The 24,784-nt window shown below is 64.1% G+C and carries 21 protein-coding genes and 4 tRNA genes; 1 reads left to right on the forward strand and 24 read right to left on the reverse strand.

Features of this window, described 5'->3' with window-relative positions:
* Positions 1–15: 15 nt before the first annotated feature.
* From rsmB to trpE, 23 genes are all read right to left on the reverse strand, one after another.
* Entirely contained in the window at positions 16–1,404 is a 1,389-nt protein-coding gene (gene rsmB / locus AC07O3_RS20435; RefSeq protein WP_436318311.1) for a 16S rRNA (cytosine(967)-C(5))-methyltransferase RsmB, read from the reverse strand.
* An 80-nt stretch (positions 1,405–1,484) separates the two neighbouring features.
* On the reverse strand, positions 1,485–2,093 hold the full coding sequence (locus AC07O3_RS20440) for a LemA family protein (protein WP_093180099.1): 609 nt from the start codon (positions 2,091–2,093) through the stop codon (positions 1,485–1,487).
* A 102-nt stretch (positions 2,094–2,195) separates the two neighbouring features.
* Positions 2,196–6,431 carry a DNA-directed RNA polymerase subunit beta' gene (gene rpoC / locus AC07O3_RS20445; protein ID WP_093057183.1) on the reverse strand — a complete coding sequence of 1,412 codons (4,236 nt, stop codon included), beginning with the start codon at positions 6,429–6,431 and terminating at the stop codon, positions 2,196–2,198.
* 21 nt (positions 6,432–6,452) lie between these two features.
* Positions 6,453–10,577, reverse strand: a complete 4,125-nt coding sequence (gene rpoB, locus AC07O3_RS20450; RefSeq protein ID WP_093057182.1) for a DNA-directed RNA polymerase subunit beta — start codon at positions 10,575–10,577, stop codon at positions 6,453–6,455.
* A gap of 294 nt (positions 10,578–10,871) precedes the next feature.
* The gene (rplL, locus tag AC07O3_RS20455) at positions 10,872–11,246 is read right to left on the reverse strand and encodes a 50S ribosomal protein L7/L12 (protein ID WP_093057181.1); all 375 of its coding nucleotides are present in this window, start codon (positions 11,244–11,246) and stop codon (positions 10,872–10,874) included.
* Between the two features lie 43 nt (positions 11,247–11,289).
* Positions 11,290–11,826: a 50S ribosomal protein L10 gene (rplJ, locus tag AC07O3_RS20460; RefSeq protein ID WP_093057180.1), complete on the reverse strand. Its 537-nt coding sequence runs from the start codon at positions 11,824–11,826 to the stop codon at positions 11,290–11,292.
* Positions 11,827–12,071: 245 nt separating this feature from the next.
* Positions 12,072–12,770 (reverse strand): 50S ribosomal protein L1, encoded by a 699-nt coding sequence (gene rplA / locus AC07O3_RS20465; RefSeq protein WP_093057179.1) that lies wholly within the window; start codon positions 12,768–12,770, stop codon positions 12,072–12,074.
* The gene (gene rplK, locus AC07O3_RS20470) at positions 12,771–13,202 is read right to left on the reverse strand and encodes a 50S ribosomal protein L11 (RefSeq protein ID WP_007831051.1); all 432 of its coding nucleotides are present in this window, start codon (positions 13,200–13,202) and stop codon (positions 12,771–12,773) included.
* 143 nt (positions 13,203–13,345) lie between these two features.
* Entirely contained in the window at positions 13,346–13,966 is a 621-nt protein-coding gene (gene nusG, locus AC07O3_RS20475) for a transcription termination/antitermination protein NusG (RefSeq protein WP_256217011.1), read from the reverse strand.
* Positions 13,967–14,350 (reverse strand): preprotein translocase subunit SecE, encoded by a 384-nt coding sequence (gene secE, locus AC07O3_RS20480; protein WP_093057178.1) that lies wholly within the window; start codon positions 14,348–14,350, stop codon positions 13,967–13,969.
* Positions 14,351–14,454: 104 nt separating this feature from the next.
* Positions 14,455–14,530: transfer RNA gene (locus AC07O3_RS20485), tRNA-Trp, on the reverse strand.
* A gap of 21 nt (positions 14,531–14,551) precedes the next feature.
* Positions 14,552–15,745, reverse strand: a complete 1,194-nt coding sequence (tuf, locus tag AC07O3_RS20490; RefSeq protein WP_093060175.1) for an elongation factor Tu — start codon at positions 15,743–15,745, stop codon at positions 14,552–14,554.
* 74 nt (positions 15,746–15,819) lie between these two features.
* Positions 15,820–15,894: transfer RNA gene (locus AC07O3_RS20495), tRNA-Thr, on the reverse strand.
* Between the two features lie 51 nt (positions 15,895–15,945).
* Positions 15,946–16,019 (reverse strand) — tRNA-Gly (locus AC07O3_RS20500).
* A 64-nt stretch (positions 16,020–16,083) separates the two neighbouring features.
* A tRNA-Tyr gene (locus AC07O3_RS20505) sits at positions 16,084–16,169 on the reverse strand.
* Between the two features lie 106 nt (positions 16,170–16,275).
* Positions 16,276–16,983, reverse strand: a complete 708-nt coding sequence (locus AC07O3_RS20510; protein WP_495340199.1) for a uracil-DNA glycosylase — start codon at positions 16,981–16,983, stop codon at positions 16,276–16,278.
* Positions 16,980–17,780, reverse strand: a complete 801-nt coding sequence (trpC, locus tag AC07O3_RS20515; RefSeq protein WP_093058812.1) for an indole-3-glycerol phosphate synthase TrpC — start codon at positions 17,778–17,780, stop codon at positions 16,980–16,982. Before trpC ends, AC07O3_RS20510 begins: the two co-directional genes overlap by 4 nt.
* Before the next feature lie 29 nt (positions 17,781–17,809).
* Positions 17,810–18,832, reverse strand: coding sequence for an anthranilate phosphoribosyltransferase (gene trpD, locus AC07O3_RS20520; RefSeq protein WP_495340200.1), 1,023 nt, complete (start codon positions 18,830–18,832; stop codon positions 17,810–17,812).
* 22 nt (positions 18,833–18,854) lie between these two features.
* Entirely contained in the window at positions 18,855–19,517 is a 663-nt protein-coding gene (locus tag AC07O3_RS20525; protein WP_495340201.1) for a LysE family translocator, read from the reverse strand.
* 16 nt (positions 19,518–19,533) lie between these two features.
* Positions 19,534–20,592 carry a low-specificity L-threonine aldolase gene (gene ltaE / locus AC07O3_RS20530; protein WP_093077147.1) on the reverse strand — a complete coding sequence of 353 codons (1,059 nt, stop codon included), beginning with the start codon at positions 20,590–20,592 and terminating at the stop codon, positions 19,534–19,536.
* A gap of 6 nt (positions 20,593–20,598) precedes the next feature.
* Positions 20,599–21,183, reverse strand: a complete 585-nt coding sequence (locus AC07O3_RS20535) for an aminodeoxychorismate/anthranilate synthase component II (RefSeq protein ID WP_093058808.1) — start codon at positions 21,181–21,183, stop codon at positions 20,599–20,601.
* On the reverse strand, positions 21,180–21,572 hold the full coding sequence (locus AC07O3_RS20540; protein ID WP_093058807.1) for a GxxExxY protein: 393 nt from the start codon (positions 21,570–21,572) through the stop codon (positions 21,180–21,182). The genes AC07O3_RS20535 and AC07O3_RS20540 overlap by 4 nt, the downstream gene beginning before the upstream one ends.
* Complete coding sequence (gene trpE / locus AC07O3_RS20545; RefSeq protein ID WP_093058806.1) at positions 21,569–23,071, reverse strand: anthranilate synthase component I; 1,503 nt, start codon at positions 23,069–23,071, stop codon at positions 21,569–21,571. The genes AC07O3_RS20540 and trpE overlap by 4 nt, the downstream gene beginning before the upstream one ends.
* Positions 23,072–23,420: 349 nt before the next feature.
* Here trpE and AC07O3_RS20550 point away from each other — a divergent pair, with 349 nt between their 5' ends.
* Positions 23,421–24,023, forward strand: coding sequence for a chalcone isomerase family protein (locus tag AC07O3_RS20550; RefSeq protein WP_093077145.1), 603 nt, complete (start codon positions 23,421–23,423; stop codon positions 24,021–24,023).
* A 9-nt stretch (positions 24,024–24,032) separates the two neighbouring features.
* On the opposite strand, the gene AC07O3_RS20555 is transcribed toward AC07O3_RS20550, so the two are convergent.
* On the reverse strand, positions 24,033–24,737 hold the full coding sequence (locus tag AC07O3_RS20555; RefSeq protein ID WP_495340202.1) for a phosphoglycolate phosphatase: 705 nt from the start codon (positions 24,735–24,737) through the stop codon (positions 24,033–24,035).
* Positions 24,738–24,784: the final 47 nt, after the last annotated feature.

Below are 24,784 nucleotides of genomic sequence, written 5' to 3' on the forward strand. Positions count from 1 at the left end.
GCCGGCCAGCGCCGTTCAGTGCGGGCGCTTCTCAAGCAGGGCGTAGAAGAAACCGTCGTGGTCACCAGAGGGATTGTCCGGGACGCCACGGGCATTCGACCCGCTTTGGGGCAGCAAATGGCCTGGCGATGGCAGCAATCGTGCGTCGGTGTTGTGTACAAGAAACGCATCAATTTGTTGCGAACCCTCTTCGCGGAACACGGAGCAGGTGCAGTAAAGGAGCCGGCCGCCGGGCCGCACCAGCGGCCAGAGCGCGGCCAGGAGAGCGGCCTGCTGGGCTGCGAGCTGGGCGGTGTCGCTTTCGCGGCGCAGCCAGCGCACATCAGGATGGCGTCGCACGATGCCCGAGGCCGTGCATGGTGCGTCGAGCAGGATGGCGTCGAAGGGCGTGCCGTCCCACCATTGGTCCGGACGCCCCGCGTCGGCGACGAGCACCTTGGCGTTGAGGCCGATGCGGGCCAGGGTTTCGTCGATGCGGCGGCTGCGGACGGCATCGACTTCCAGGGCTGTCACGTCGATAACGCCGGGGGCCGCCATTTCGAGCAGGTGCGCGGTCTTGCCGCCGGGGGCGGCGCAGGCATCGAGCACGCGCAGTGGCGCCGCCGCACCCGGCTTCGTCGGCAAGAGGCCTTCGAGCAGCAGCGGTGCGGCCATCTGCGCGGCGGCATCCTGCACCGAGCAGGCGCCGTCGGCAAAACCGGGCAGTTGCTGCACGGGGCGTGCGCGCGTCAGCTGCAGGCCGCTGGGGCCTACGCGTATCGCACCGAGGCCAACGGCCTCCAGCTCCGCCAGATACGAAGCCACGGTCGATTTCTGAGCGTTGACCCGCAGCGTCATCGGCGCCTGCGCGTTGTCGGCGCCCAGCACCCGCTGCCAGTCGCGCGGATGGTCGCGCTTGAGGCGCTCGATCCACCAGCGCGGGTGGTTCCATTGCGCGACGGGTTCGGTGTCGGTGGCGGCCACGAGCTCGTCACGTTCGCGCAAGAAGCGCCGCAGACAGGCATTGATGAAGCTGGCCTGCGCCCGCGTGGCCGGGTTGCGCTTGGCGGCCTCGACGGCCTGGTCGACCAGCGTGAAGGGCTCGTAAGGTGCACGCTCGCTGTCCCACGCCAGCGCCAGCGCGGTGCACAGCAGGGCATCGGGCAGCGGCGGCGGCGTGCGCTTGGCCAGGTGGCGACGCAGCGCCTCGGCGCGGCCGAGCCAGCGCAGCACCTGGAAGCCGAGCGCCTGCACGCCGGGGCGCAGCGAAGGCTCGACCGCCTCGAAGGCAACCGAGCCCGAGGTGCCGGCGCGAATCGACGCCAGCGCCACCGCGGTCAGTTGCAGTTGGCGCCAGAGCGGAGGCTGCAGCGACGGCGCACCGTTGTTGCTGCTGGAGGAAGGATCGGAAGGTAGTTCTGACAAGTTGGGGCGATGGTAACGGGCGACCGTAAAGCCGGACGCCGTGCAATGGAAAGAAGAAAGAGCCGCGCCGGGCGCCGAACTCAGAGCAGCGGAGCGGCTGGACGCAGACGCACGGCCCATGCCACCAGCAACGCCGGAAACTGCGCGATCGCAGCGTTGTAGTGCCCCACCGCCTGGTTGAACTGGCTGCGCGCGATCTCCGCCGCGGCCGAAGGCTCGGGCCACGCGATCGGCTCGATGGCGCTGGGCACCGTGGCCTCGGTCCCGGGCTGAAGTTGCGCCGGCCGCGACAGAGTGCCGTCGGCGTCGAACACCGTCACATCGTCCGGGTGCTGGCGTCGCCACGCATTGATCCACACCTGCAGCGCAGTGGCCAGCGCGGCCATGACGCCGGTGTCCAGCGGGTGCAGCCGGGTCGCGCCGAGCAGGGTCGCGAGCTGGGTGGTCGCGGCCTGCAATGGCGCGATGGACGACAGCGACTCACCCGTCGGCGACGCGTCCACCGGTGGCGCGGCGGTGATGCTGGCCTGCACGAAATCGAGCTGCTTGCCCAGGGCCGCATCGAGCAGCCCGTAGGCCTGCAGCACGGCCGCGCGCAAACGCACCAGCCGGTTGTAGGCACCGACAAACCAGAACAGCAGGACCGCGATCACGATCCAGCTGGTCAGCGATTCGGGCAATACGCTCATCGACGACAACGCCTCATCATTGAAAACACAAAGAAAAACGCCCCCCAACCGGAGGCGGTCGGGGGGCGTGGTGTACCGGTCATGGCCGGTGATGCTACCGAGTTATTCGGTCGCGGCGCCTTCGCTGGCGTCAGCCGTGCTGGCCGCTGCATCGCTGTCGGCGGAGCCTGCCAGTTCGGCAGCTTCCGATTCGGCGATGGCACGGCGCTCGGCTTCGTCCATGGCGTCCTTGACCTTGCGGGCCTGGTGGTAAGCCATGCCGGTGCCTGCGGGGATCAGGCGGCCGACGATGACGTTTTCCTTCAGGCCGCGCAGCTCGTCGCGCTTGCCCATGATCGCGGCTTCGGTCAGCACGCGCGTCGTTTCCTGGAACGAAGCAGCCGAGATGAACGAGTCGGTCGACAGCGACGCCTTCGTGATACCCAGCAGCAGGTTGGTGAACGTCGCGGGGATCTTGCCGTCGGCGCGCAGGGCGTCGTTGGTGTTGAGCATTTCGCTGCGTTCGACCTGTTCGCCGGAGATGTAGCTCGTGTCGCCGATGTTGTCGACCACGACGCGGCGCAGCATCTGGCGAACGATCACCTCGATGTGCTTGTCGTTGATCTTCACACCCTGCAGGCGGTACACGTCCTGCACTTCGTCCACGATGTAGCGCGCCAGTTCTTCCGAACCCAGCAGGCGCAGGATGTCCTGCGGGTCCGCCGGGCCGTCGACCACGGATTCGCCCTTGTTCACCACCTGGCCTTCGTGCACCAGGATGTTCTTTTCCTTCGGCACGAGGTCTTCCCAGACCGTGCCTTCCGGATCGGTGATCTGCAGGCGGATCTTGCCCTTCGTTTCCTTGCCGAACGACACGGTGCCGGTCATTTCGGCCAGCATGCCCTTGTCCTTCGGCGAACGGGCTTCGAACAGCTCGGCAACGCGCGGCAGACCGCCGGTAATGTCGCGGGTCTTCTGGCCTTCGACCGGAATACGCGCCAGCACTTCGCCGGGGCCCACGTCCTGACCGTCACGGATCTGGACCAGTGCGCCGATCGGGAAGCCGATCGTCACCGAGTGGTCGGTGCCCGGGATCTTCACTTCGGCGCCGGAGGCATCGATGAGCTTCACCTGCGGGCGCACGACCTTGGCAGCGCCGCGGCGCTTCGGGTCGATCACGACCAGGGTCGACAGGCCGGTCACTTCGTCCACCTGCTTCGCAACGGTGAGGCCTTCCTCGACGTTTTCGAACTGCGTCTTGCCGGCGAACTCGGTAATGATCGGGCGCGTCAGCGGATCCCAGTTGGCAAGCACGTGGCCGGCCTTGATCTGCTGGTCGGCCTTGACCGTCAGGGTCGCGCCGTACGGCACCTTGTGGCGTTCGCGCTCACGGCCGTGCTCGTCATGAATGACGATCTCGCCCGAACGCGAAATCACGACCAGCTCGCCCTTGCTGTTGGTCACGTAGCGCATCGTGGCGTTGAAGCCGATCGAGCCGTTCGACTTGGCTTCCACGCTCGAAGCGATGGCAGCGCGCGAAGCGGCACCACCGATGTGGAAGGTACGCATCGTCAGCTGCGTGCCGGGTTCGCCGATGGACTGAGCGGCGATCACACCGACGGCTTCGCCGATGTTGATCAGGCCGCCGCGGCCCAGGTCGCGGCCGTAGCAGGTCGCGCAGATGCCGAAGCGGGTTTCGCAGGTCAGCGCCGTGCGGACCTTGACCTCGTCGACGCCTTGCGCTTCCAGCGCTTCGATGTTGTCTTCGTCGAACATCTCGCCGGCCTTCAGCAGCACCGAACGGTTTTCCGGGTGCAGCACGTCGTCCGCAGCCGAGCGGCCGAGGATACGGTCGCGCAGCGACTCGATCACTTCACCGCCTTCGACGATGGCGCGCATCAGGTAGCCGCCGTGCGTGCCGCAGTCCTGCTCGGTCACGACCAGGTCTTGCGTCACGTCGACCAGACGACGGGTCAGGTAGCCCGAGTTCGCCGTCTTCAGCGCCGTGTCGGCCAGACCCTTACGGGCACCGTGGGTGGAGATGAAGTACTCCAGCACGTTCAGGCCTTCGCGGAAGTTCGCGGTAATGGGCGTCTCGATGATCGAGCCGTCCGGCTTGGCCATCAGGCCCCGCATACCGGCCACCTGGCGAATCTGGGCCGCGGAACCGCGGGCGCCCGAGTCGGCCATCATGTAGATCGAGTTGAAGGACTCCTGCTCGACTTCCTTGCCGTGGCGGTCGATGACGCGTTGCTTCGACAGCTTGGCCATCATGACCTTCGACACTTCGTCGCCGGCCTTGCCCCAGATGTCCACCACCTTGTTGTAGCGTTCGCCGGAGGTCACCAGACCCGACACGTACTGCTGCTCGATCTCCTTCACTTCCTTGGCGGAGCGCTCAATGATGCCGTGCTTCTCGGCGGGCACCAGCATGTCGTCGATGGCGATCGAGATGCCGGCCTTGGTCGCCAGGCGGAAGCCGTTTTGCAGCAGCTTGTCGGCGAACACGACGGTCTCTTTCAGGCCGCACTTGCGGAACGAGACGTTGATGAGCTTGGAGATTTCCTTCTTCTTCAGCGCCTTGTTGATGTTCGAGAACGGCAGGCCCTTCGGCAGGATCTCGGACAGCAGGGCACGGCCCACGGTGGTGTCCACGAGCGAGGTCGACGGCGTGAATTCGCCGGTTTCCTTGTTCTTGGTGTATTCCGTGATGCGCACTGCCACCTTGGCGGTGAGTTCGACTTCGTTGGCGTCGAGCGCGCGCTGCACTTCACCGATGTCGGAGAAGATCAGGCCCTCGCCCTTGCCGTTGATGCGGTCGCGGGTCGTGTAGTACAGACCCAGCACCACGTCCTGCGAAGGAACGATCGACGGTTCGCCCGAAGCCGGGAACAGCACGTTGTTGGAGGCCAGCATCAGCGTGCGGGCTTCCATTTGCGCTTCCACCGACAGCGGCACGTGAACAGCCATCTGGTCGCCGTCGAAGTCGGCGTTGAATGCCGCGCAGACGAGCGGGTGCAGCTGGATGGCCTTGCCTTCGATCAGGATCGGTTCGAAGGCCTGGATGCCCAGACGGTGCAGCGTAGGAGCGCGGTTCAGCATGACCGGGTGCTCCTTGATGACCTCTTCCAGGATGTCCCAGACCACCGGCGTGCCCGATTCGACTTCCTTCTTGGCAGCCTTGATCGTCGTCGCGATGCCCATGGCTTCGAGGCGCGAGAAGATGAAGGGCTTGAACAGTTCGAGCGCCATCAGCTTCGGCAGGCCGCACTGGTGCAGCTTGAGCGTCGGGCCCACCACGATGACCGAACGGCCCGAGTAGTCGACGCGCTTGCCCAGCAGATTCTGGCGGAAGCGGCCGCTCTTGCCCTTGATCATGTCGGCCAGCGACTTCAGCGCGCGCTTGTTGGCGCCCGTCATGGCCTTGCCACGGCGGCCGTTGTCCAGCAGCGAGTCGACAGCTTCCTGCAGCATCCGCTTTTCGTTGCGCGCGATGATTTCCGGAGCCTTCAGCTCCAGCAGGCGGCGCAGACGCGAATTGCGGTTGATGACGCGGCGATACAGGTCGTTCAGGTCGGAGGTCGCGAAGCGGCCGCCGTCCAGCGGCACCAGCGGACGCAGGTCCGGCGGCAGCACGGGCAGCACGTCGAGCACCATCCACTCGGGCTTGATGCCCGACTTGCGGAAGGCTTCCAGCACCTTCAGGCGCTTGGAGTTCTTCTTGACCTTGACTTCGGAGCCGGTCAGGTCGCCGCGCAGGCGTTCGATCTCGCTGTCGAGTTCGATGCCTTCGAGCAGGTCCTTGATGCCTTCGGCGCCCATCTTGGCGACGAATTCGTCACCGTATTCCTTGCGCTTCGCGTCGTAGTCGTCCTCGGACATGATGCCGAACTTCTTCAGCGGGGTCATGCCGGGGTCGGTGATCACGTAGGCTTCGAAGTACAGCACGCGTTCGATGTCGCGCAGCGTCATGTCGAGCACGAGGCCCAGGCGCGACGGCAGCGACTTCAGGAACCAGATGTGGGCGCAGGGCGCGGCCAAGTCGATGTGACCCATGCGCTCGCGACGCACCTTGGTCTGCGTGACTTCAACGCCGCACTTCTCGCAGATCACGCCGCGGTGCTTCAGGCGCTTGTACTTGCCGCACAGGCACTCGTAGTCCTTGATGGGGCCGAAGATCTTGGCGCAGAAGAGACCGTCGCGCTCGGGCTTGAACGTGCGGTAGTTGATCGTCTCGGGCTTCTTCACCTCGCCGAAAGACCACGAACGGATCTTCTCGGGCGAAGCCATGCCGATCTTGATGGCATCGAAATGCTCATCAGGCGTGAATTGCTTGAACAGGTCGAGTAGCGATTTCATAAGACTCTTTCCCTTTTCAAATTAAGAACGCTCGAGCTCGATGTCGAGGCCCAGCGAACGAATTTCCTTGACCAGCACGTTGAACGATTCCGGCATGCCGGCTTCGATCGAGTGCTCGCCCTTGACGATGCTTTCGTACACCTTGGTACGGCCTTGCACGTCGTCGGACTTCACGGTCAGCATTTCCTGCAGGACGTAGGCGGCGCCGTAAGCTTCCAGCGCCCACACTTCCATTTCCCCGAAACGCTGGCCGCCGAACTGCGCCTTGCCGCCCAGCGGTTGCTGCGTGACGAGCGAGTACGGGCCGGTGGAACGCGCGTGCATCTTGTCGTCGACCAGGTGATGCAGCTTCAGGAAGTGCATGTAGCCGACGGTGACGGGACGCTCGAACTGGTCGCCGGTGCGACCGTCGAACAGGTACGCCTGCGTGCGCGTATCGGTCAGGCCCTTGAGCTTGGCGATGTCGTCCGGGTAGGCGAGCTTCAGCATGCCGCGGATTTCTTCTTCCGAAGCACCGTCGAACACAGGCGTCGCGAAGGTCGCGCCGTTCTGCAGGTTCGCTGCCATTTCGAGCAGTTCGGTGTCGTTCAGCGAGCTGATGTTTTCCTGGCGGCCCGAGCCGTTGTACAGCTGCTCCATGAACTTGCGCAGCTCGGCCACCTTGGCCTCTTGCTGCAGCAGGTCACCGATGCGCTGGCCGATGCCCTTGCCGGCCCAGCCCAGATGCACCTCGAGCACCTGGCCCACGTTCATCCGCGAAGGCACGCCCAGCGGGTTCAGGCAGATGTCGCACGGCGTGCCGTCGGCCATGTGGGGCATGTCTTCGACCGGAACGATCTTCGACACCACACCCTTGTTGCCGTGGCGGCCGGCCATCTTGTCGCCGGGTTGCAGGCGGCGCTTGACGGCCAGGTAGACCTTGACCATCTTGAGCACGCCCGCGGGCAGCTCGTCGCCCTGCGTGAGCTTCTTGCGCTTTTCTTCGAACGCGAGGTCGAAGCTGTGGCGCGTCTGCTCCAGCGAGTTCTTGATCGACTCGAGCTGCGAAGCCACTTCGTCTTCCGCCGGGCGGATGTCGAACCAGTGGAACTTCTCGACCGACGACAGGTAGGCCTTGTCGAGCTTGGTGCCCTTGGCCAGCTTGTTCGGGCCGCCGTTGGCGACCTTGCCGGTCAGCAGCTTCTCGATACGGTCGAACGCGTCGGCTTCGACGATGCGAAGCTGGTCGTTCAGGTCGAGGCGGAAGCGCTTGAGCTCGTCGTCGATGATCTGCTGGGCGCGCTTGTCGCGCGTGATGCCTTCGCGGGTGAACACCTGCACGTCGATCACGGTGCCTTGCGAGCCCTGATCCACACGCAGCGAAGTGTCCTTCACGTCGGAAGCCTTCTCGCCGAAGATGGCGCGAAGCAGCTTCTCTTCAGGCGTCAGCGTGGTCTCGCCCTTCGGCGTGACCTTGCCCACCAGCGTGTCGCCCGGCTGCACTTCGGCGCCGACATAAATGATGCCGGATTCGTCGAGGCGGTTGAGCTGCTGCTCGGCCAGGTTCGGGATGTCGCGCGTGATTTCTTCTGCGCCCAGCTTCGTGTCGCGAGCCATCACCACCAGTTCCTCGATGTGGATCGAGGTGTAGCGGTCTTCTGCGACGACGCGTTCCGAGATCAGGATCGAGTCTTCGAAGTTGTAGCCGTTCCACGGCATGAACGCGATCAGCATGTTCTGGCCGAGGGCCAGTTCGCCGAGGTCGGTCGATGCGCCGTCGGCCACTACGTCGCCCTTGGCGATCTTGTCGCCGCGCTTGACGATGGGACGCTGGTGGATGTTGGTGTTCTGGTTCGAGCGCTGATACTTGATCAGGTTGTAGATGTCCACACCGACTTCACCGGCAGCCGCTTCGGCGTCGTTCACGCGCACCACGACACGGGTCGCATCGACGTAGTCGACGATACCGCCGCGGGTGGCCGTGACCACGGTGCCGGAGTCGACCGCGGAGACGCGCTCGATACCGGTACCGACCATCGGCTTCTCGGGGCGCAGCACAGGCACGGCCTGGCGCTGCATGTTGGCGCCCATCAACGCGCGGTTCGCGTCGTCGTGCTCGAGGAACGGCACGAGCGATGCGGCCACCGACACGATCTGCGCAGGCGACACATCCATGTACTGGATGCGTTCGGCACCGACCAGGATCGATTCGCCGGCTTCACGCGCCGAGACCAGGTCGCCGGTCAGCTTGCCGTCCTTGTCCAGGGCCGCGTTGGCCTGGGCGATGACGTACTTGCCTTCCTCGATGGCCGACAGGTAGTCGATGTCCATCGTGACCTTGCTGTCGATCACGCGACGGTACGGCGTCTCGATGAAGCCGTATTCGTTCAGGCGGGCGTACAGGGCCAGCGAGTTGATCAGGCCGATGTTCGGGCCTTCAGGCGTTTCGATCGGGCACACGCGGCCGTAGTGGGTCACGTGCACGTCGCGCACTTCGAAGCCTGCACGTTCACGCGTCAGACCACCCGGGCCAAGGGCCGACACGCGGCGCTTGTGGGTGATTTCGGACAGCGGGTTCGTCTGGTCCATGAACTGCGACAGCTGCGAGGCACCGAAGAATTCCTTCAGCGCGGCCGAGATCGGCTTGCTGTTGATCAGGTCGTGCGGCATCAGCGGCTCTTGTTCCGCTTGACCCAGACGTTCCTTCACGGCCTTCTCGATACGTGCCAGGCCGGTGCGGTACTGGTTTTCGGCCAGTTCGCCGACGCAACGCACGCGGCGGTTGCCCAGGTGGTCGATGTCGTCGACTTCGCCGTTGCCGTTGCGCAGGTCAACGAGGATCTTGACCACGGCCAGGATGTCTTCGTTGGTCAGCACCATCGGGCCGGTCGATTCGTCGCGGCCGACCTTGGCGTTGAACTTCATGCGGCCGACGCGCGACAGGTCGTACGTGTCCGGGTTGTAGAACAGGCGCTGGAACAGGGCCTGCACGGCGTCTTCCGTCGGCGGCTCGCCGGGGCGCATCATGCGGTAGATGGCCACGCGCGCAGCGAATTCGTCCACGGTTTCGTCGATGCGCAGGGTCTGCGAGATGTACGCGCCCTGGTCGAGTTCGTTCGTGTAGATGACCTGCACGTCTTGCACGCCGGCCGTGCGCAGCTTCTTCAGCAGCGCTTCGGTCAGCTCGTCGTTGGCCTTGGCCAGGATTTCGCCGGAGTCGGCGTCGACGATGTTGCGGGCGATCACGCGGCCGATCAGGAAGTCTTCCGGCACGCTGATGTGCGTGGTGCCGCCCTGCTCGAGCTCACGCGTGTGGCGCGCGGTAACGCGCTTGTCCTTGGCGACCACGACCTTGCCCGACTTGTCGGTGATGTCGAAGCGCGCGACTTCGCCGCGCAGGCGCTCGGAGACGAACTCCATCTGCGCGCCGCTGTCCATCAGGCGGAAGTTGTCGTTCACGAAGAAGTTCGCGAGGATCGATTCCGGGTTCAGGCCGATGGCCTTCAGCAGGATCGTGACCGGCATCTTGCGGCGACGGTCCACGCGGAAGTACAGCATGTCCTTCGGGTCGAACTCGAAGTCGAGCCACGAACCGCGGTAGGGAATCACGCGGGCCGAGAACAGCAGCTTGCCCGAGCTGTGCGTCTTGCCCTTGTCGTGTTCGAAGAACACGCCCGGCGAACGGTGCAGCTGCGACACGATCACGCGTTCGGTGCCGTTGATGATGAACGAACCCTTTTCGGTCATGAGCGGCACTTCGCCCATGTAGACCTCTTGTTCCTTCACTTCCTTGACCACCTTCGACTGCGAAGTCGACGACTCGCGGTCATAGATGATGAGCTGGACCTTGGCGCGCACGGCCGAGGCAAAGGTCAGACCACGGGTCTGGCACTCGCGCACATCGAACGCCGGCTTCGCCAGGTTGTACTCGAGGAACTTCATCTCGACGAAACCGTTGTGCGAGACGATCGGGAAGGCGGCGTCGAACGCGGCCTGCAGGCCTTCGACGGTGCGTTGTTTCGGGGGAATGCCGGCTTGCAGGAACGCGGTGTACGCGTCTTTCTGCATCTGCAGCAGGTAGGGAATTTCGACGACGCTATCGCGATTGCCGAAACTTTTTCGGATGCGCTTGCGTTCGGTGTAACTGTACGCGGACGATTGGGCCATGAGAGCTCCGGTGCTTGAGATCTTCAGCGACTTGTCAGCAGTGCCGAGGCACCACTGCTTGGCGGCTGGCCACTACCAGCCGTTGGCGGACAGCGATGCGTTGCACATCGCCCGAACCAAGGGGTCTTCTGCAGTCGGGGTCAGAAGACACTCAAAAAACGTCTCGTCTTGGCTTTTCCGTCGACCTGAAGGTCTCCGGGAAAACCGGCAACGAGCCGGCTTTTGGGTGCGCTCTGAAAGCGGCAAAGGCTGGAGGGCCTTTTCAGGCGCCTCCAGCCCTCCAGGGGGTCTGAATTACTTCAGTTCCACCTTGGCGCCGGCTTCTTCCAGCTTCTTCTTGGCAGCGTCAGCGTCAGCCTTCGACAGGCCTTCCTTGACAGCCTTGGGAGCGGCTTCCACCAGATCCTTGGCTTCCTTGAGGCCCAGGCCGGTGATTTCGCGCACGGCCTTGATGACCGACACCTTGTTCGCGCCGACATCAGCCAGCACGACATTGAATTCGGTCTTTTCTTCGACCACAGCAGCGGCTGCGCCACCACCAGCGGCCGGAGCCGACATTGCAGCGGCGCTCACGCCGAACTTCTCTTCGATGGCTTTCACCAGGTCGTTGAGTTCCAGGACCGTCATGCTGTCGAGCGCGGTCAGAAATGCGTCTTTATCGAATGCCATTTTTGTTTCCTAACAATTGGGTTGAATATTTCAAACGCGAGGCTCAGGCGGCCTGCGCTTCTGCCGGTGCATCGGCAACGGGTGCAGCTTCGCCACCACCGCGCTTCTCGGCCAGCGCCGCGAGCACGCGGGCGGTACGAGAGATCGGGGATTGCATCAAGCCCAGCAATTGCGCCAGCAGCACTTCCTTCGAAGGGATGTTGGCCAGTTGCTTCACGCCGTCGACGTCCAGGGCCTTGCCACCAAAGGCGCCGCCGCGAATGACCAGCTTGTCGTTGGTCTTCGCGAAATCGGCCACCACCTTGGCGGCGGCCACAGCGTCTTCGGAGAAGCCGTAGATCAGCGGACCGGTCATCTGGTCGCCAACAATCTCAAACGGGCTACCAGCGACAGCACGGCGGGCCAGGGTGTTCTTCAGAACACTCAGGCTCACACCCTTGCTGCGCGCTTCGTTGCGCAGTTTGGTCATATCGGCCACCGTGATGCCACGGTATTCCGCCATCACGAGCGTTTGAGCTTTTGCGGCGAGGCTGGTCACATCACTGATGACCGCTTCTTTCTCACTGCGATTCAGACTCAAGGTCTACTCCTTTTAATGCGATCTTCGGCTGGGGCCTGGGATCGCGCTTCATGCAGCGACCAACTGTTTCGGAACAAAAATCAAATTCCTTGCAGCGGGATCGCCATCTGCGCTGATTGCCTGACGGAAAGGTCCGGCGATTAAGTGCAGCACCCTGCACACCAGCGGTCTTGGATGGCCCGCGGCAACCGAAGCTGCCGCGACCCACCACATTCGCCCCACCCTTTCGGGCGGAGCAAATCTCTTTAGCTCGCCGAGATGGTTTGCGTGTCCACGCGGACACCCAGACCCATGGTCGACGACACAGCCACCTTGCGCAGGTACACGCCCTTGCTGGTCGCGGGCTTGGCCTTGACCAAAGCATCGATCAGCGCTGCGAGGTTGCCCTGCAGCTTGTCGTTGTCGAACGAGCGACGGCCGATCGTGCCGTGCACGATACCGGCCTTGTCGACGCGGAACTGAACCTGGCCAGCCTTGGCGTTCTTCACGGCCGTAGCGACGTCCGGGGTCACCGTGCCAACCTTCGGGTTAGGCATCAGGCCGCGCGGGCCGAGGATCTGGCCGAGCGTACCGACGACGCGCATGGCGTCCGGTGCGGCGATCACGACGTCGAAAGGCATGTCGCCGGCCTTGACCATGGCAGCCAGGTCGTCCATGCCGACGATGTCGGCGCCGGCGGCCTTGGCTTCTTCAGCCTTGGCGCCTTGGGCGAACACGGCGACGCGCTTGGTCTTGCCGGTGCCGTTGGGCAGCACGACGGCGCCACGCACGACCTGGTCCGACTTCTTCGCATCGATGCCGAGTTGCACGGCCACGTCGATCGATTCATCGAACTTGGCGGTGGCGGCTTCCTTGACGATGGTGATCGCGTCAACCAGCGGGTACAGCTTGTTGCTGTCGACCTTGCCTTCGAGCGACTTCTGCTTCTTGGTGATCTTGGACATTTACACGCCCTCCACATTCACGCCCATCGAGCGGGCCGAGCCGGCGATGGTACGAACTGCTGCGTCGAGGTCGGCGGCAGTCAGGTCCTTCATCTTGGCCTTGGCGATTTCTTCGAGCTGAGCGCGCGTGATCTTGCCGACCTTGTCGGTGTGCGGACGGGCCGAGCCCTTTTCCAGCTTGATGGCCTTCTTGATCAAGGTGATCGCCGGGGGCGTCTTGATGATGAAGGTGAAGCTCTTGTCAGCGAACGCGGTGATGACCACCGGCAGCGGCAGACCCGGCTCGACGCCTTGGGTTTGCGCGTTGAACGCCTTGCAGAACTCCATGATGTTCAGACCGCGCTGACCGAGTGCGGGACCGATCGGCGGGGACGGGTTGGCCTTACCAGCTGGCACTTGCAGCTTGATGAAGCCGACGATTTTTTTCGCCATGCTATTTGCTCCTTGCGGGTGATATCGCCTTGGCTTGCGGCCGCGGCTCCCCGGGGTTAAACGACTCTTCGATCAAGGCCGCGCGCCGAGTCGGACAACGCGCAGCCGGAAACAGTAACGCCGACCCGAAGGCCGGTGGGGCGTCAGGTCTTCTCGACCTGGCTGAATTCGAGTTCCACAGGTGTCGCGCGGCCGAAAATCATGACCGACACGCTGACCTTGCTCTTCTCGTAGTTGACTTCTTCGACAGTGCCGTTGAAGTCGGTGAACGGGCCTTCCTTGACGCGCACGAATTCGCCAACGGTGAACTCGACCTTGTGGCGCGGCTTCTCGGTGCCCTGCTGCATCTGGCTGACGATGTCCTCGACCTCTTTCTGCGAGATCGGGGCCGGACGGTTCTTGGCGCCACCCACGAAACCCGTCACCTTGTTGGTGTGCTTCACCAGGTGCCAGCTCTCGTCGTCCATGATCATTTCGACCAGCACGTAGCCCGGGAAGAAACGGCGCTCGGTGGTGCGCTTCTGGCCGTTCTTGATTTCGACCACTTCTTCGGTCGGAACCAGGATGCGGCCGAACTTGTCCTGCATGCCGGCGCGATTGATGCGCTCGGTGATGTTGCGCTCGACGGCCTTCTCCATGCCCGAATAGGCATGCACCACGTACCAACGCAGATCTGGGTTGGCGGCGGGAGCCAGCACCGAGGTGTTTTCTTCCTCTGGCGCGCCCGGCGTGGTTTCAACTGCATTCACTGGATCAGCGGTCATTTATTTTCTCCAGCCCAGAATGAGGTCGAAAAACACCCATTCGAGCGTCTTGTCGGTGAGCCAGAGGAAGACGGACATGATCGCCACGAAGGCAAACACATAAGCCGTCATCTGCATCGCTTCCTTGCGGGTCGGCCAGACGACCTTCTTGACCTCGCGCCACGAGTCGCGGCCGAAGGCCCACAACTGACGGCCATTCTCCGAACTGCCGAAGGCAGCGACCGCTGCGGCCAAGCCGACCAGCAGCGCAGCCCATTGCACCAGCGAGCCTTGGCGCGACAGCAGATAGAACGCCACGATGGCGCCCACTGCCAGCACGACAGCCACGGCCAGTTTGGCCTTGTCGGCGCCGGTACTCACGGTTTCGATTTGAGAAGTGGCCATGTTTGGCTGATTTCCTGTGGCCCTGAGGCCTTCAATTCAATGCGTCTCTTGAGACGCCGAAGCCCGTCGGGACGCGACGGGCTTTTTTCGGAGTGCCACCTAAGTGGCAGGGGCAGTAGGAATCGAACCTACAACCTTCGGTTTTGGAGACCGACGCTCTGCCAATTGAGCTATACCCCTCCGGTACTCTTTGCGCCCGACTTAGATGTCGAGGATCTTGGCCACGACGCCCGAACCCACGGTACGGCCGCCTTCACGGATGGCGAAGCGCAGGCCTTCTTCCATCGCGATCGGGTTGATCAGCTTGACGGTGATGCTGACGTTGTCGCCAGGCATGACCATTTCCTTGTCCTTGGGCAGCTCGATCGCGCCGGTCACGTCCGTCGTGCGGAAGTAGAACTGCGGACGGTAGTTGTTGAAGAACGGCGTGTGACGACCGCCTTCGTCCTTCGACAGAACGTACACCTCGGCGGTGAAGTGCGTGTGCGGCTTGATCGAGCCGGGCTTGCACAGCACCTGGCCGCGCTCGACTTCTTCGCGCTTCGTGCCGCGCAGCAGCACGCCGACGTTGTCGCCAGCCTGGCCCTGGTCCAGCAGCTTGCGGAACATTTCCACGCCGGTGCAGGTGGTCTTGACCGTCGGGCGAATGCCCACGATTTCGATTTCTTCACCAACCTTGATCACGCCGCGCTCGACTGCGCCGGTCACCACCGTGCCGCGACCCGAGATCGAGAACACGTCCTCCACGGGCATCAGGAACGTGCCGTCCACGGCGCGCTCGGGCGTCGGGATGTACGTGTCCAGGGCTTCGGCCAGCTTCATGATGGCGCCTTCGCCCAGTTCGCCCTTGTCGCCTTCCAGGGCGAGCTTGGCCGAGCCATGGATGATCGGGGTGTCGTCGCCAGGGAATTCGTACTTGTCGAGGAGTTCGCGAACTTCCATTTCGACCAGCTCGAGCAGTTCCTTGTCGTCGACCATGTCGCACTTGTTCAGGAACACGATGATGTAGCCCACGCCCACCTGGCGAGCCAGCAGGATGTGTTCACGGGTCTGGGGCATCGGGCCGTCAGCGGCCGAGCACACCAGGATGGCGCCGTCCATCTGGGCAGCGCCGGTGATCATGTTCTTCACGTAGTCGGCGTGGCCGGGGCAGTCGACGTGTGCGTAGTGGCGGTTGGCCGTTTCGTACTCGACGTGCGCGGTGTTGATCGTGATGCCGCGGGCCTTTTCTTCAGGCGCAGCGTCGATCTGGTCGTAGGCCTTGGCTTCGCCGCCGAACTTGGCCGACAGAACCGTCGCGATCGCAGCCGTCAGCGTCGTCTTGCCGTGGTCAACGTGACCAATCGTGCCCACGTTCACGTGCGGCTTGGTGCGGGTGAATTTACCTTTTGCCATTTTTCGACTCCGAAAAAAACGTTTCCAACGTATGCAGATGGGTTGCAAAGCTGCCGTTGCAACCCCCAAAAAACTGGTGCCCTTTGCGGGAATCGGACCCGCGACCTCTCCCTTACCAAGGGAGTGCTCTACCACTGAGCCAAAAGGGCATTTGTAACAAAGTTACGAATTCACATCGCCTCAACAATGAACCGAGTCTCTGGAGCGGGAGACGGGAATCGAACCCGCGTCATCAGCTTGGAAGGCTGGGGTTCTACCATTGAACTACTCCCGCATCGGGGGCACCCAAGGCACCCAAAGCGCGAAATCCAATCGCTCTTAGAAACCAAATTCATCGCTGGTGGAGAGGGCTGGATTCGAACCAGCGTACTCGTAAGAGGGCAGATTTACAGTCTGCTGCCATTAACCACTCGGCCACCTCTCCGGCGAACCTCGAAATATAGCACGGTTTTGTGACTACTCAGAAATCCAAGCATCCAGAAGATGCGGGGAAACTGCTCAAGGTGTGAGCCTACGATTATCGCCCAACTTCACCCCTCCGCCCGCTGGGCCTCCCGCCACGCACGCGCTTCACCGAAGTGGCCGCAGCCGATGAACGGCACGGGCGGGCGCAACGCCGAAAGAGGCGACGGATGATTCGACATCAGCACCTTATGGCGCTTAACATCGATCAACGCCCGCTTACTCTGCGCGTGCGAGCCCCACAGCATAAAAACAACAGGTTTTGCACCGTCTGAAACATGGCGAATGACGGCATCCGTCAGCACCTCCCAGCCACGGCCGGAATGGCTGGCCGGCTGCGCTTCCTCGACCGTCAGGCAGGTGTTGAGCAGCAGTACGCCATGCGTCGCCCACTTCACCAGACTGCCGCCCGGATTCGGGAATGCTGGCGGCTGTGTGCCCAAGTCGCGCTGGAGCTCCTTGAAGATGTTGCGCAGCGAAGGCGGCAATGCCACGCCGGGCGCCACGGAGAACGCCAGCCCCTCGGCCTGGCCGCGCCCGTGGTACGGGTCCTGGCCCAGGATCACCACCCGCACGTCCTCCGGCGGCGTGAGTTCCAGCGCCCTCAGCGGCTGCGGCGGAAAAATCACCGCCCCCGCATCGAGACGCTCGCGCAAGAAGCCCAGCAGCTTTTGTCCCACGACACCGCCAAAGAAATCGTCAACCAGTGGCTGCCAGCCAGGCGCCACCGGCCAGTCGGCAGGATCGCTGCTCGACAGCTGATCGGGCCGGCTCATTTGAACAACGCAGCGAGGGCCTCGCCGGGTTCCTTGGCGCGCATGAATGCTTCGCCGACCAGGAAGGCGTTGACACCGGCCGCACGTAGCGTGGCGACGTCTTCGCGCGTGCCGATGCCCGACTCGGTCACCGGCAAACGATCGGAAGGCAGCTTCGGCAGCAAGTCGATGGTCGCCTGGATCGACACTTCGAAGTTGCGCAGATTGCGGTTGTTGACCCCGATCAGCGCCGTCTTCAGCCTGAGCGCACGGTCGAGCTCAGCCGCGTCGTGCACCTCCACCAGCACCGCCATGCCCAGCCCGCGCGCGATGGCTTCGTAGTCCTTCATCTGCGCATCATCGAGACAAGCGACGATCAACAGGATGGCATCGGCGCCCATCGCGCGCGATTCGTACACCTGGTACGCATCGATGATGAAGTCCTTGCGCAGCACCGGCAGGTCGCACGAGGCGCGCGCCTGCTTGAGATAGTCCACGCCGCCCTGGAAGAACTGCTTGTCGGTCAGCACCGAAAGACAGGCCGCGCTGATCTCGCCGTCGCCCTCCGCATAGCTCTGGGCGATGTCGGCCGGAATGAAGTCTTCGCGCAGCACGCCCTTGCTCGGGCTGGCCTTCTTGACTTCGGCAATCACCGCGGCCTGCCCGGCGGCGATCTTGGCGCGCAGGGCGCCTTCGAAGTCGCGCGTCAGCACGCGGCTCTCGGCATCGAAGCGCACGGCCTCGAGCGGGGCGCGCTTCAGGGCCGCAGCCACCTCCTGGTGCTTGACGGCAACGATCTTGTCGAGGATGTCGGACATAACTTCTGGGGTTTCCGGTTTCTTGGGGCTCAGACTGTCGAGGAGGCCTTGATCAGCTCGGCCAGCTTGGCCTTCGCCGCGCCCGAGGCGATGGCGCTGCGCGAGCGCTCCACACCCGCTTGCACCGAATCGACCACGTTCGCCGCATACAGTGCCGCGCCAGCATTCAGCAGCACGATGTCGAGCGCAGGGCCGGCCTGATTGTCGAGCACGCCCAGCAGCATCGTCTTCGACTGCTCGGGCGTTTCCACGCGCAGCGCGCGGTTGCTCGACATCTGGAAGCCGAAGTCCTCGGGATGCAGTTCGTACTCGCGGATCTCGCCGTCCTTCAGCTCGCCCACCATGGTGGCGGCACCGAGCGATATCTCGTCCATGCCGTCGCGCCCGTAGACCACCACCGCATGCTCGGCGCCGAGCCGCTGCAGCGCGCGCACCTGGATGCCCACGAGGTCGGGGTGGAACACGCCCATCAGGATGTTCGGCGCGCCGGCCGGATTGGTCAGCGGCCCGAGGATGTTGAAGATGGTCTTGATGCCGAGCTCCTTGCGCACCGGCGCGACGTTCTTCATCGCCGGATGGTGGTTCGGCGCGAACATGAAGCCGATGCCGCACTCCTCGATCGAGCGCGCGATCTGCTCGGGCTTGAGGTTGATGTTCACGCCCAGCGACTCCAGCACGTCGGCACTGCCCGACTTGCTCGACACGCTGCGACCGCCGTGCTTGCTCACCTTGGCGCCCGCCGCGGCCGCCACGAACATCGAGCAGGTCGAGATGTTGAATGTGTGCGAGCCATCGCCGCCCGTGCCGACGATGTCCACGAGATGCGTCGTGTCCGCGACGGGCACCTTGGTCGACACCTCGCGCATCACCTGCGCGGCGGCGGTGATCTCGCCGATGGTTTCCTTCTTCACGCGCAAGCCGGTGATCAGCGCGGCCATCATCACGGGCGAGCACTCGCCGCTCATGATGAGGCGCACGATGTGCAGCATCTCGTCGTGGAAGACTTCGCGGTGTTCGATGGTGCGCTGCAGCGCTTCCTGGGGGGTGATCATGGAAAGTCTCCTCGAGAGTGAATCAGCGGCCGACGCGAACGGCAGGCGCGTCGGTGAACGCGAGCTTGAGGCCGAAGCCGATGAAAAGCACGCCGGCAGCACGGTCGAGCCAGTGCATGCCCTTCTGCACGGCACTGCGGTGCGCCATCCAGCCTGCTGCCAAAGCCCATCCCACGTTGACGGGAATGGCATTGAGGTTGAACAGCACGCCCAGCAGCACGAAGGCCAACGCCTTGTTGTCGGTGCCCGGCGCGATGAACTGCGGCACGAAGGCCAGGAAGAACAGCGCGACCTTGGGGTTCAGCACGTTCGTCCAGAAGCCCCCGAGAAAGATCGCCTTGAGACTGCGCTCCCCGCTCGCATCGGCGGCCGCCTTGTCGAGATCCGCAGGCGGTGCCGCGCGCGACAGCAGCATGCGCACGCCCAGATACAGCAGATACGCCGCACCGATGTACTTGAGCACCGTGAAGGCCGCCGCCGATGTCGCCATCAGGGTGCCGACGCCGACTGCGGCGGCAAAGATGTGAACGAAGCAGCCGGCCGTGATGCCCAGCCCCGCCACGATGCCGGCGCGCACGCCGGAGCGCAGCGAATTCGTCACGACGTACAGCACGTCGGGTCCGGGTGTGAGGTTCAGCAGCCAGCCGGCGGCGATGAAAGCGAGCAGATGGGGAAGATCAGGCATCGCGTCCTCGCAGGGCTCAGGCGTTGAAGAAGGCGCGGATCGCGGCGACGGCCCGGTCGACGCCGGCGGCATCGACGTCGAGGTGCGTCACGAAGCGCAACCGGTAAAGCCCCGTCGCCAGGATGCCTTGCTGGTTCAGGCTCGCGATCAGTTCCGACGAACGCGCCTGCGCAGCCCCGGTGAGATCCGCGAACACGATGTTCGTGTGCGGCGCCTCGACCGTCAGGCCCTCGATGCCTTCGAGCCCTTGTGCAAGCCGCTGTGCCAATGCGTGGTCGTCGGCCAGGCGATCGATATGGTGATCGAGTGCATGCGAAGCCGCCGCAGCCAGCAGCCCAGCCTGCCGCATGCCGCCGCCTGCCATCTTGCGAATGCGATGTGCGCGTGCTATGAATTCACGCGATCCCACCAGCGCCGAGCCGATGGGCGCGCCCAGCCCCTTGCTGAAGCACACCGACACGCTGTCGAAGCATTGCGCGATGCGGCGCGCCTCCGCGCGGATGTCGCTGCGCTTGTTCAACGCCGCCTGCGCGGTCGCCGCATTGAAGAGCCGTGCGCCGTCCAGATGCCGCTGCAGCCCCTTGCTCTTCGCCAGATCGGTCGCAGCCTGCACGTACTCGAAGGGCAGCAGCTTGCCGCCCAGCGTGTTCTCAAGCGCCAGCAGCCGCGTGCGCGCGAAGTGCGCGTCATCGGGCTTGATGGCCGCCTCGATCTGCGCCAGCGGCAGCGTGCCGTCGGGCGCGTGGTCGAGCGGCTGGGGCTGCACGCTGCCGAACACCGCCGCGCCGCCGCCTTCCCACCGATAGCAGTGCGCCTGCTGGCCGACGATGTATTCGTCGCCGCGGCCGCAGTGCGAAAGAATCGCGCACAGGTTGCTCTGCGTGCCGGTGGGCACGAACAGCGCAGCCTCGAAGCCCAGCATCGTGGCAATCTTTTCCTGCAGCGCATTGACGCTCGGGTCGGTGCCGAAGACGTCGTCGCCCAGCGGCGCCGCCATCATGGCCTCCCGCATCGCGGGCGTGGGTTGCGTGACGGTGTCGCTGCGCAGGTCGACGAGGGAAGTGCGATCGGTCATGGTGGCTCAGTCCAGGAAGTTCTTGAGCATGGCGTGGCCGTGCTCGGTGAGGATCGATTCGGGATGGAACTGCACGCCTTCGATGCGCACGTCATGCGCGAATCCGGTGTGCCGCACCCCCATGATCTCGCCGTCATCGGTCCATGCGGTGACAGCCAGTGCCTTCGGGCAGCTCTCGCGCTCGATGGAAAGCGAGTGGTAGCGGTTGACGATGAACTTCTCGGGCAGACCCGCGAACACGCCTTCTTGCGTGGTCGTGATCTCGCTGGTCTTGCCGTGCATGAGCTGCTGCGCGCGCACGATCTTGCCGCCGAAGGCCGCGCCGATGGCCTGGTGGCCCAGGCACACGCCAAGAATGGGCAGCTTGCCCGCAAAGGCCTCGATGGCCGCCACCGAAACACCCGCTTCCGCCGGCGAACACGGCCCGGGCGACACCACCAGCCGCGTCACGCCGGAGGCGATCAGCTCGCCGATCTGCTCCACCGTGATCTCGTCGTTGCGGTGCACCTGCACGTCCGCACCCAGCTCGCCGAAGTACTGGACGATGTTGTAGGTGAAGGAATCGTAGTTGTCGATCATCAGCAGTTTCATGGCTTGCTCACAATCCGGTGCACGCCCTTGACGACGGGGAACACGTTGAAGTTGATCAGAAGGCCCAGCTTGAGGCCCGACAGGCGCAACGCGGCAAGCACCTGCGCGCGATGCAGGTCGGTCAGCACGTCGACCGCCTTGAGTTCGACGATGACAGATTGCTCGATCACGAAGCCCGCACGGTACACCTCGCCCAGCGAGCGGCCCTTGTAGCTGGCCGACAGCGCCACGTCGCGCGTGAAGCCGATCTCGCGCTCGGCGAGCTCGATGGCCAGCGCAGCCGCATAGGCCCCTTCGTCGAGCCCCGTGCCGAGCACGCGCTGCACCTCGACGGCCGCGCCGATGATCTCGTGCGAGAAGTCGTTCTGAATATCAGGTGCGGTGCTCATTCCAGGCCTTCCTCGACCAGTTCGGCGGCACGCAGGAGTGCGCGCGCCTTGGCTTCAGTTTCTTTCCATTCCAGCTCGGGCACCGAGTCGGCCACCACGCCGGCCGCGGCCTGAACGTGCAGCATCTGGTCCTTCACGATGCCGGTGCGAATGGCGATGGCCACGTCCATGTCGCCCGCGTAGCTGATGTAGCCGCACGCGCCGCCATACAGCCCGCGCTTGGTCGGCTCCAACTGGTCGATGAGCTCCATCGCATGCACCTTGGGCGCACCGGTCAGCGTGCCCGCCGGGAACGTGGCCTTGAGCACGTCGATGGCGGTCATGCCGTCCTTCAGCGTGCCTTCGACGTTGCTCACGATGTGCATCACGTGGCTGTAGCGCTCCACCGCGAAGGCTTCCGTCACCTTCACCGTGCCGGTCTTGGCGATGCGGCCGATGTCGTTGCGCGCGAGGTCGATCAGCATCACGTGCTCGGCGCGCTCCTTCGGGTCGTTGATGAGTTCTTCCTCCGCCGCCTTGTCGAGCTCGATCGATGCGCCGCGCGGGCGCGTGCCGGCCAGCGGGCGGATGGTGATCTTCTGCTCGCCCTCGCCCGTGTTCTCCTGGCGCACCAGGATCTCGGGCGAAGCGCCCACCACGTGGAAGTCGCCCAGGTTGTAGTAGTACATGTAGGGTGAGGGGTTGAGCGAACGCAGCGCGCGATACAGCGACAGCGGCGACTCGGTGTAGCGCTTGCTGATGCGCTGGCCCACCTGCACCTGCATGAAGTCGCCGGCGGCAATCATTTCCTTGGCGCGCTCGACGGCCGCGAGGTAATCGGCCTTGGCGAAGCTGCGCTCAGGCGGATGCGGCTGCGTGGGCTTCACGACGGGGGCGCTCACCGAGTACTTGAGCTTTTCCTTCAGCTCCCGCAGGCGGCGCTTGCCCACGGCATAGGCCTCGGGCTGCTTCGGGTCGGCATAGACGATGAGGTAAAGCTTGCCCGACAGGTTGTCGATGACGGCCAGCTCCTCGCACTGCAGCAGCAGGATGTCGGGGCAGCCCAGCGTGTCGGGCGGGCAGCTCTTTTCGAGCTTGCGCTCGATGTGGCGCACGGTGTCGTAGCCGAAGTAGCCGGCAAGGCCGCCGCAAAAGCGCGGCAAGCCGGGCCGCAGCGCAACCTTGAATCGCTTCTGGTACTCGGCCACGAAGTCGAGCGGGTTGCCCTTTGCAGTCTCGACCACCTGCCCGTCGGTCACCACTTCGGTGACGGCCTCGGCGCCGAAGCCGCTGGCGCGCAGCAGCGTGCGAGCCGGAAGTCCGATGAAGCTGTAGCGCCCGAAGCGCTCGCCGCCCACCACCGATTCGAGCAGAAAGCTGTGCTTGCCGCCGCCCTGCGAATGGGCCAGCTTGAGGTAGAGGGAAAGAGGCGTCTCGAGGTCGGCAAAGGCCTCGGCCATCAGCGGAATGCGGTTGTAGCCCTGGGCGCTGAGGCTCTTGAATTCAAGTTCGGTGATCACGGATTCGTTCTCCATTTGCCTGCGGCGCTCCTTCGGCCGGCGGCAAGGTCATTCACGGGTGGTCCGGCGTCGTAGTGTGTATCGACTCGGAACCGCGGGCGCACGGCGTGCGCCGTGCAATCAAACAGTCAGCGAAGTATGGCGACGCCAGGGCCAGGCTCCCCGGCTGCCTTCACCTGTTTGAATGATGTGATGAACGAACATATGAGGCGCGGAGTTTAGCCCACGAAAACGCCAAAGCGTGCAACGGTCGCCTTCATTGGCCGCTTTCAGGGTTCCCCCGAAGCCGCGAACGTAAAACAAAAAGATACATTCGCACGACCGTTCGCAAAATTCCAAGGAGACTCCGTTGACCGCTCTTTCGCTTCCGACCGTGCTCTTCTCCCGCCTCGCCCTGGCCGCCTGCCTGGCCACCGCCCTCGGCGCCTCGGCCGCGCAGGTCGACGTGGCCGGCGTCAAGCTCGAAGACCAGATGGATCTGCGCGGCAGCCCCTTGGTGCTCAATGGCGCGGGCATCCGCTACAAGGCCATCTTCAAGGTCTACACGGCCGGCCTGTACGTGGGCAAGAAGGTGTCGACCACCGAAGAGGCCCTGGCCGCGCCGGGCCCCAAGCGCGTGGCCATCACCATGCTGCGCGACATCGACGCGAACGAACTCGGCAAGCTCTTCACAAAGGGCGTGGAAGACAACTCGCCCAAGAGCGAAATGGTCAACCTCATTCCGGGCCTGCTGCGCATGGGCCAGATGTTCGCGGACCAGAAACAGCTGAAGACTGGCGACACCTTCACCATCGACTGGCTGCCCGGCACCGGCACGGTGATCACGGTGCGCGGCGTGCCTCAGCCCGACCCGGTGAAGGAGCCGGCCTTCTTCAATGCGCTGCTGCGCATCTGGCTGGGGCCGAACCCGGCCGACTGGAAGCTGAAAGACGCGCTGCTCGGCAAGCAATAAGAAGAGCCGTTACCGCAACGCAGCCGGAGCAAGCTCGGCCAGCGAATCGACGAAGCCGTCGGCATCGACGCCGCGCACCGGCTCACCGTGGTTGTAGCCATAGGTCACGAGCACAACGGGGCAGCCCGCGGCGCGTGCGGCGCGCGCGTCGTTGCTCGAGTCGCCAATCATCAGCGTGCGCGCGGGCGTGGTGCCCAGCGCTTCGCAGGTCTTCAGCAGCGGCATCGGATCGGGCTTCTTGCGCTCGAAGGCATCGCCACCGAACACCAGCTCGAAGAAACCGTCGAGGCCCTTGTCGACCAGCAAGGGCTTTGCGAACGACGTCGGCTTGTTGGTGAGGCAGGCCAACCGCAGGCCGCTTGCACGCAACGCCTTCAGCCCGTCGATCACGCCGGGGTACACCGCCGAGTGCTGTCCGTTGATGGCGAGGTAGTGGTGCTGGTAGCGCTCCCATGCGCGGTCGAACAAGGCCCGTGCCTTCGCATCGGCAGCAGCATCTGGCGCCATCACATGCACGAGCGCGCAATGAATCAGGTGCTCCGAGCCCTTGCCCACCATCGTCTCGATGGCGGCAGGCGCCACATGCGGCAGCGAGAGGTCGTCGAGCATGCGGTTCAGCGACGCAGCGAAGTCGCCGAGCGTGTCGACCATGGTGCCGTCGAGGTCGACGATGGCGGCGTCGAAGCGAATGTGGTCGAAGCTGATGGAGTTCAAAACAAACAAATAGAGTTCGAAAATTGCCCGGTACTTTACTGGCCCTC

This window comes from Variovorax sp. GW821-FHT09D05 (assembly GCF_059416325.1).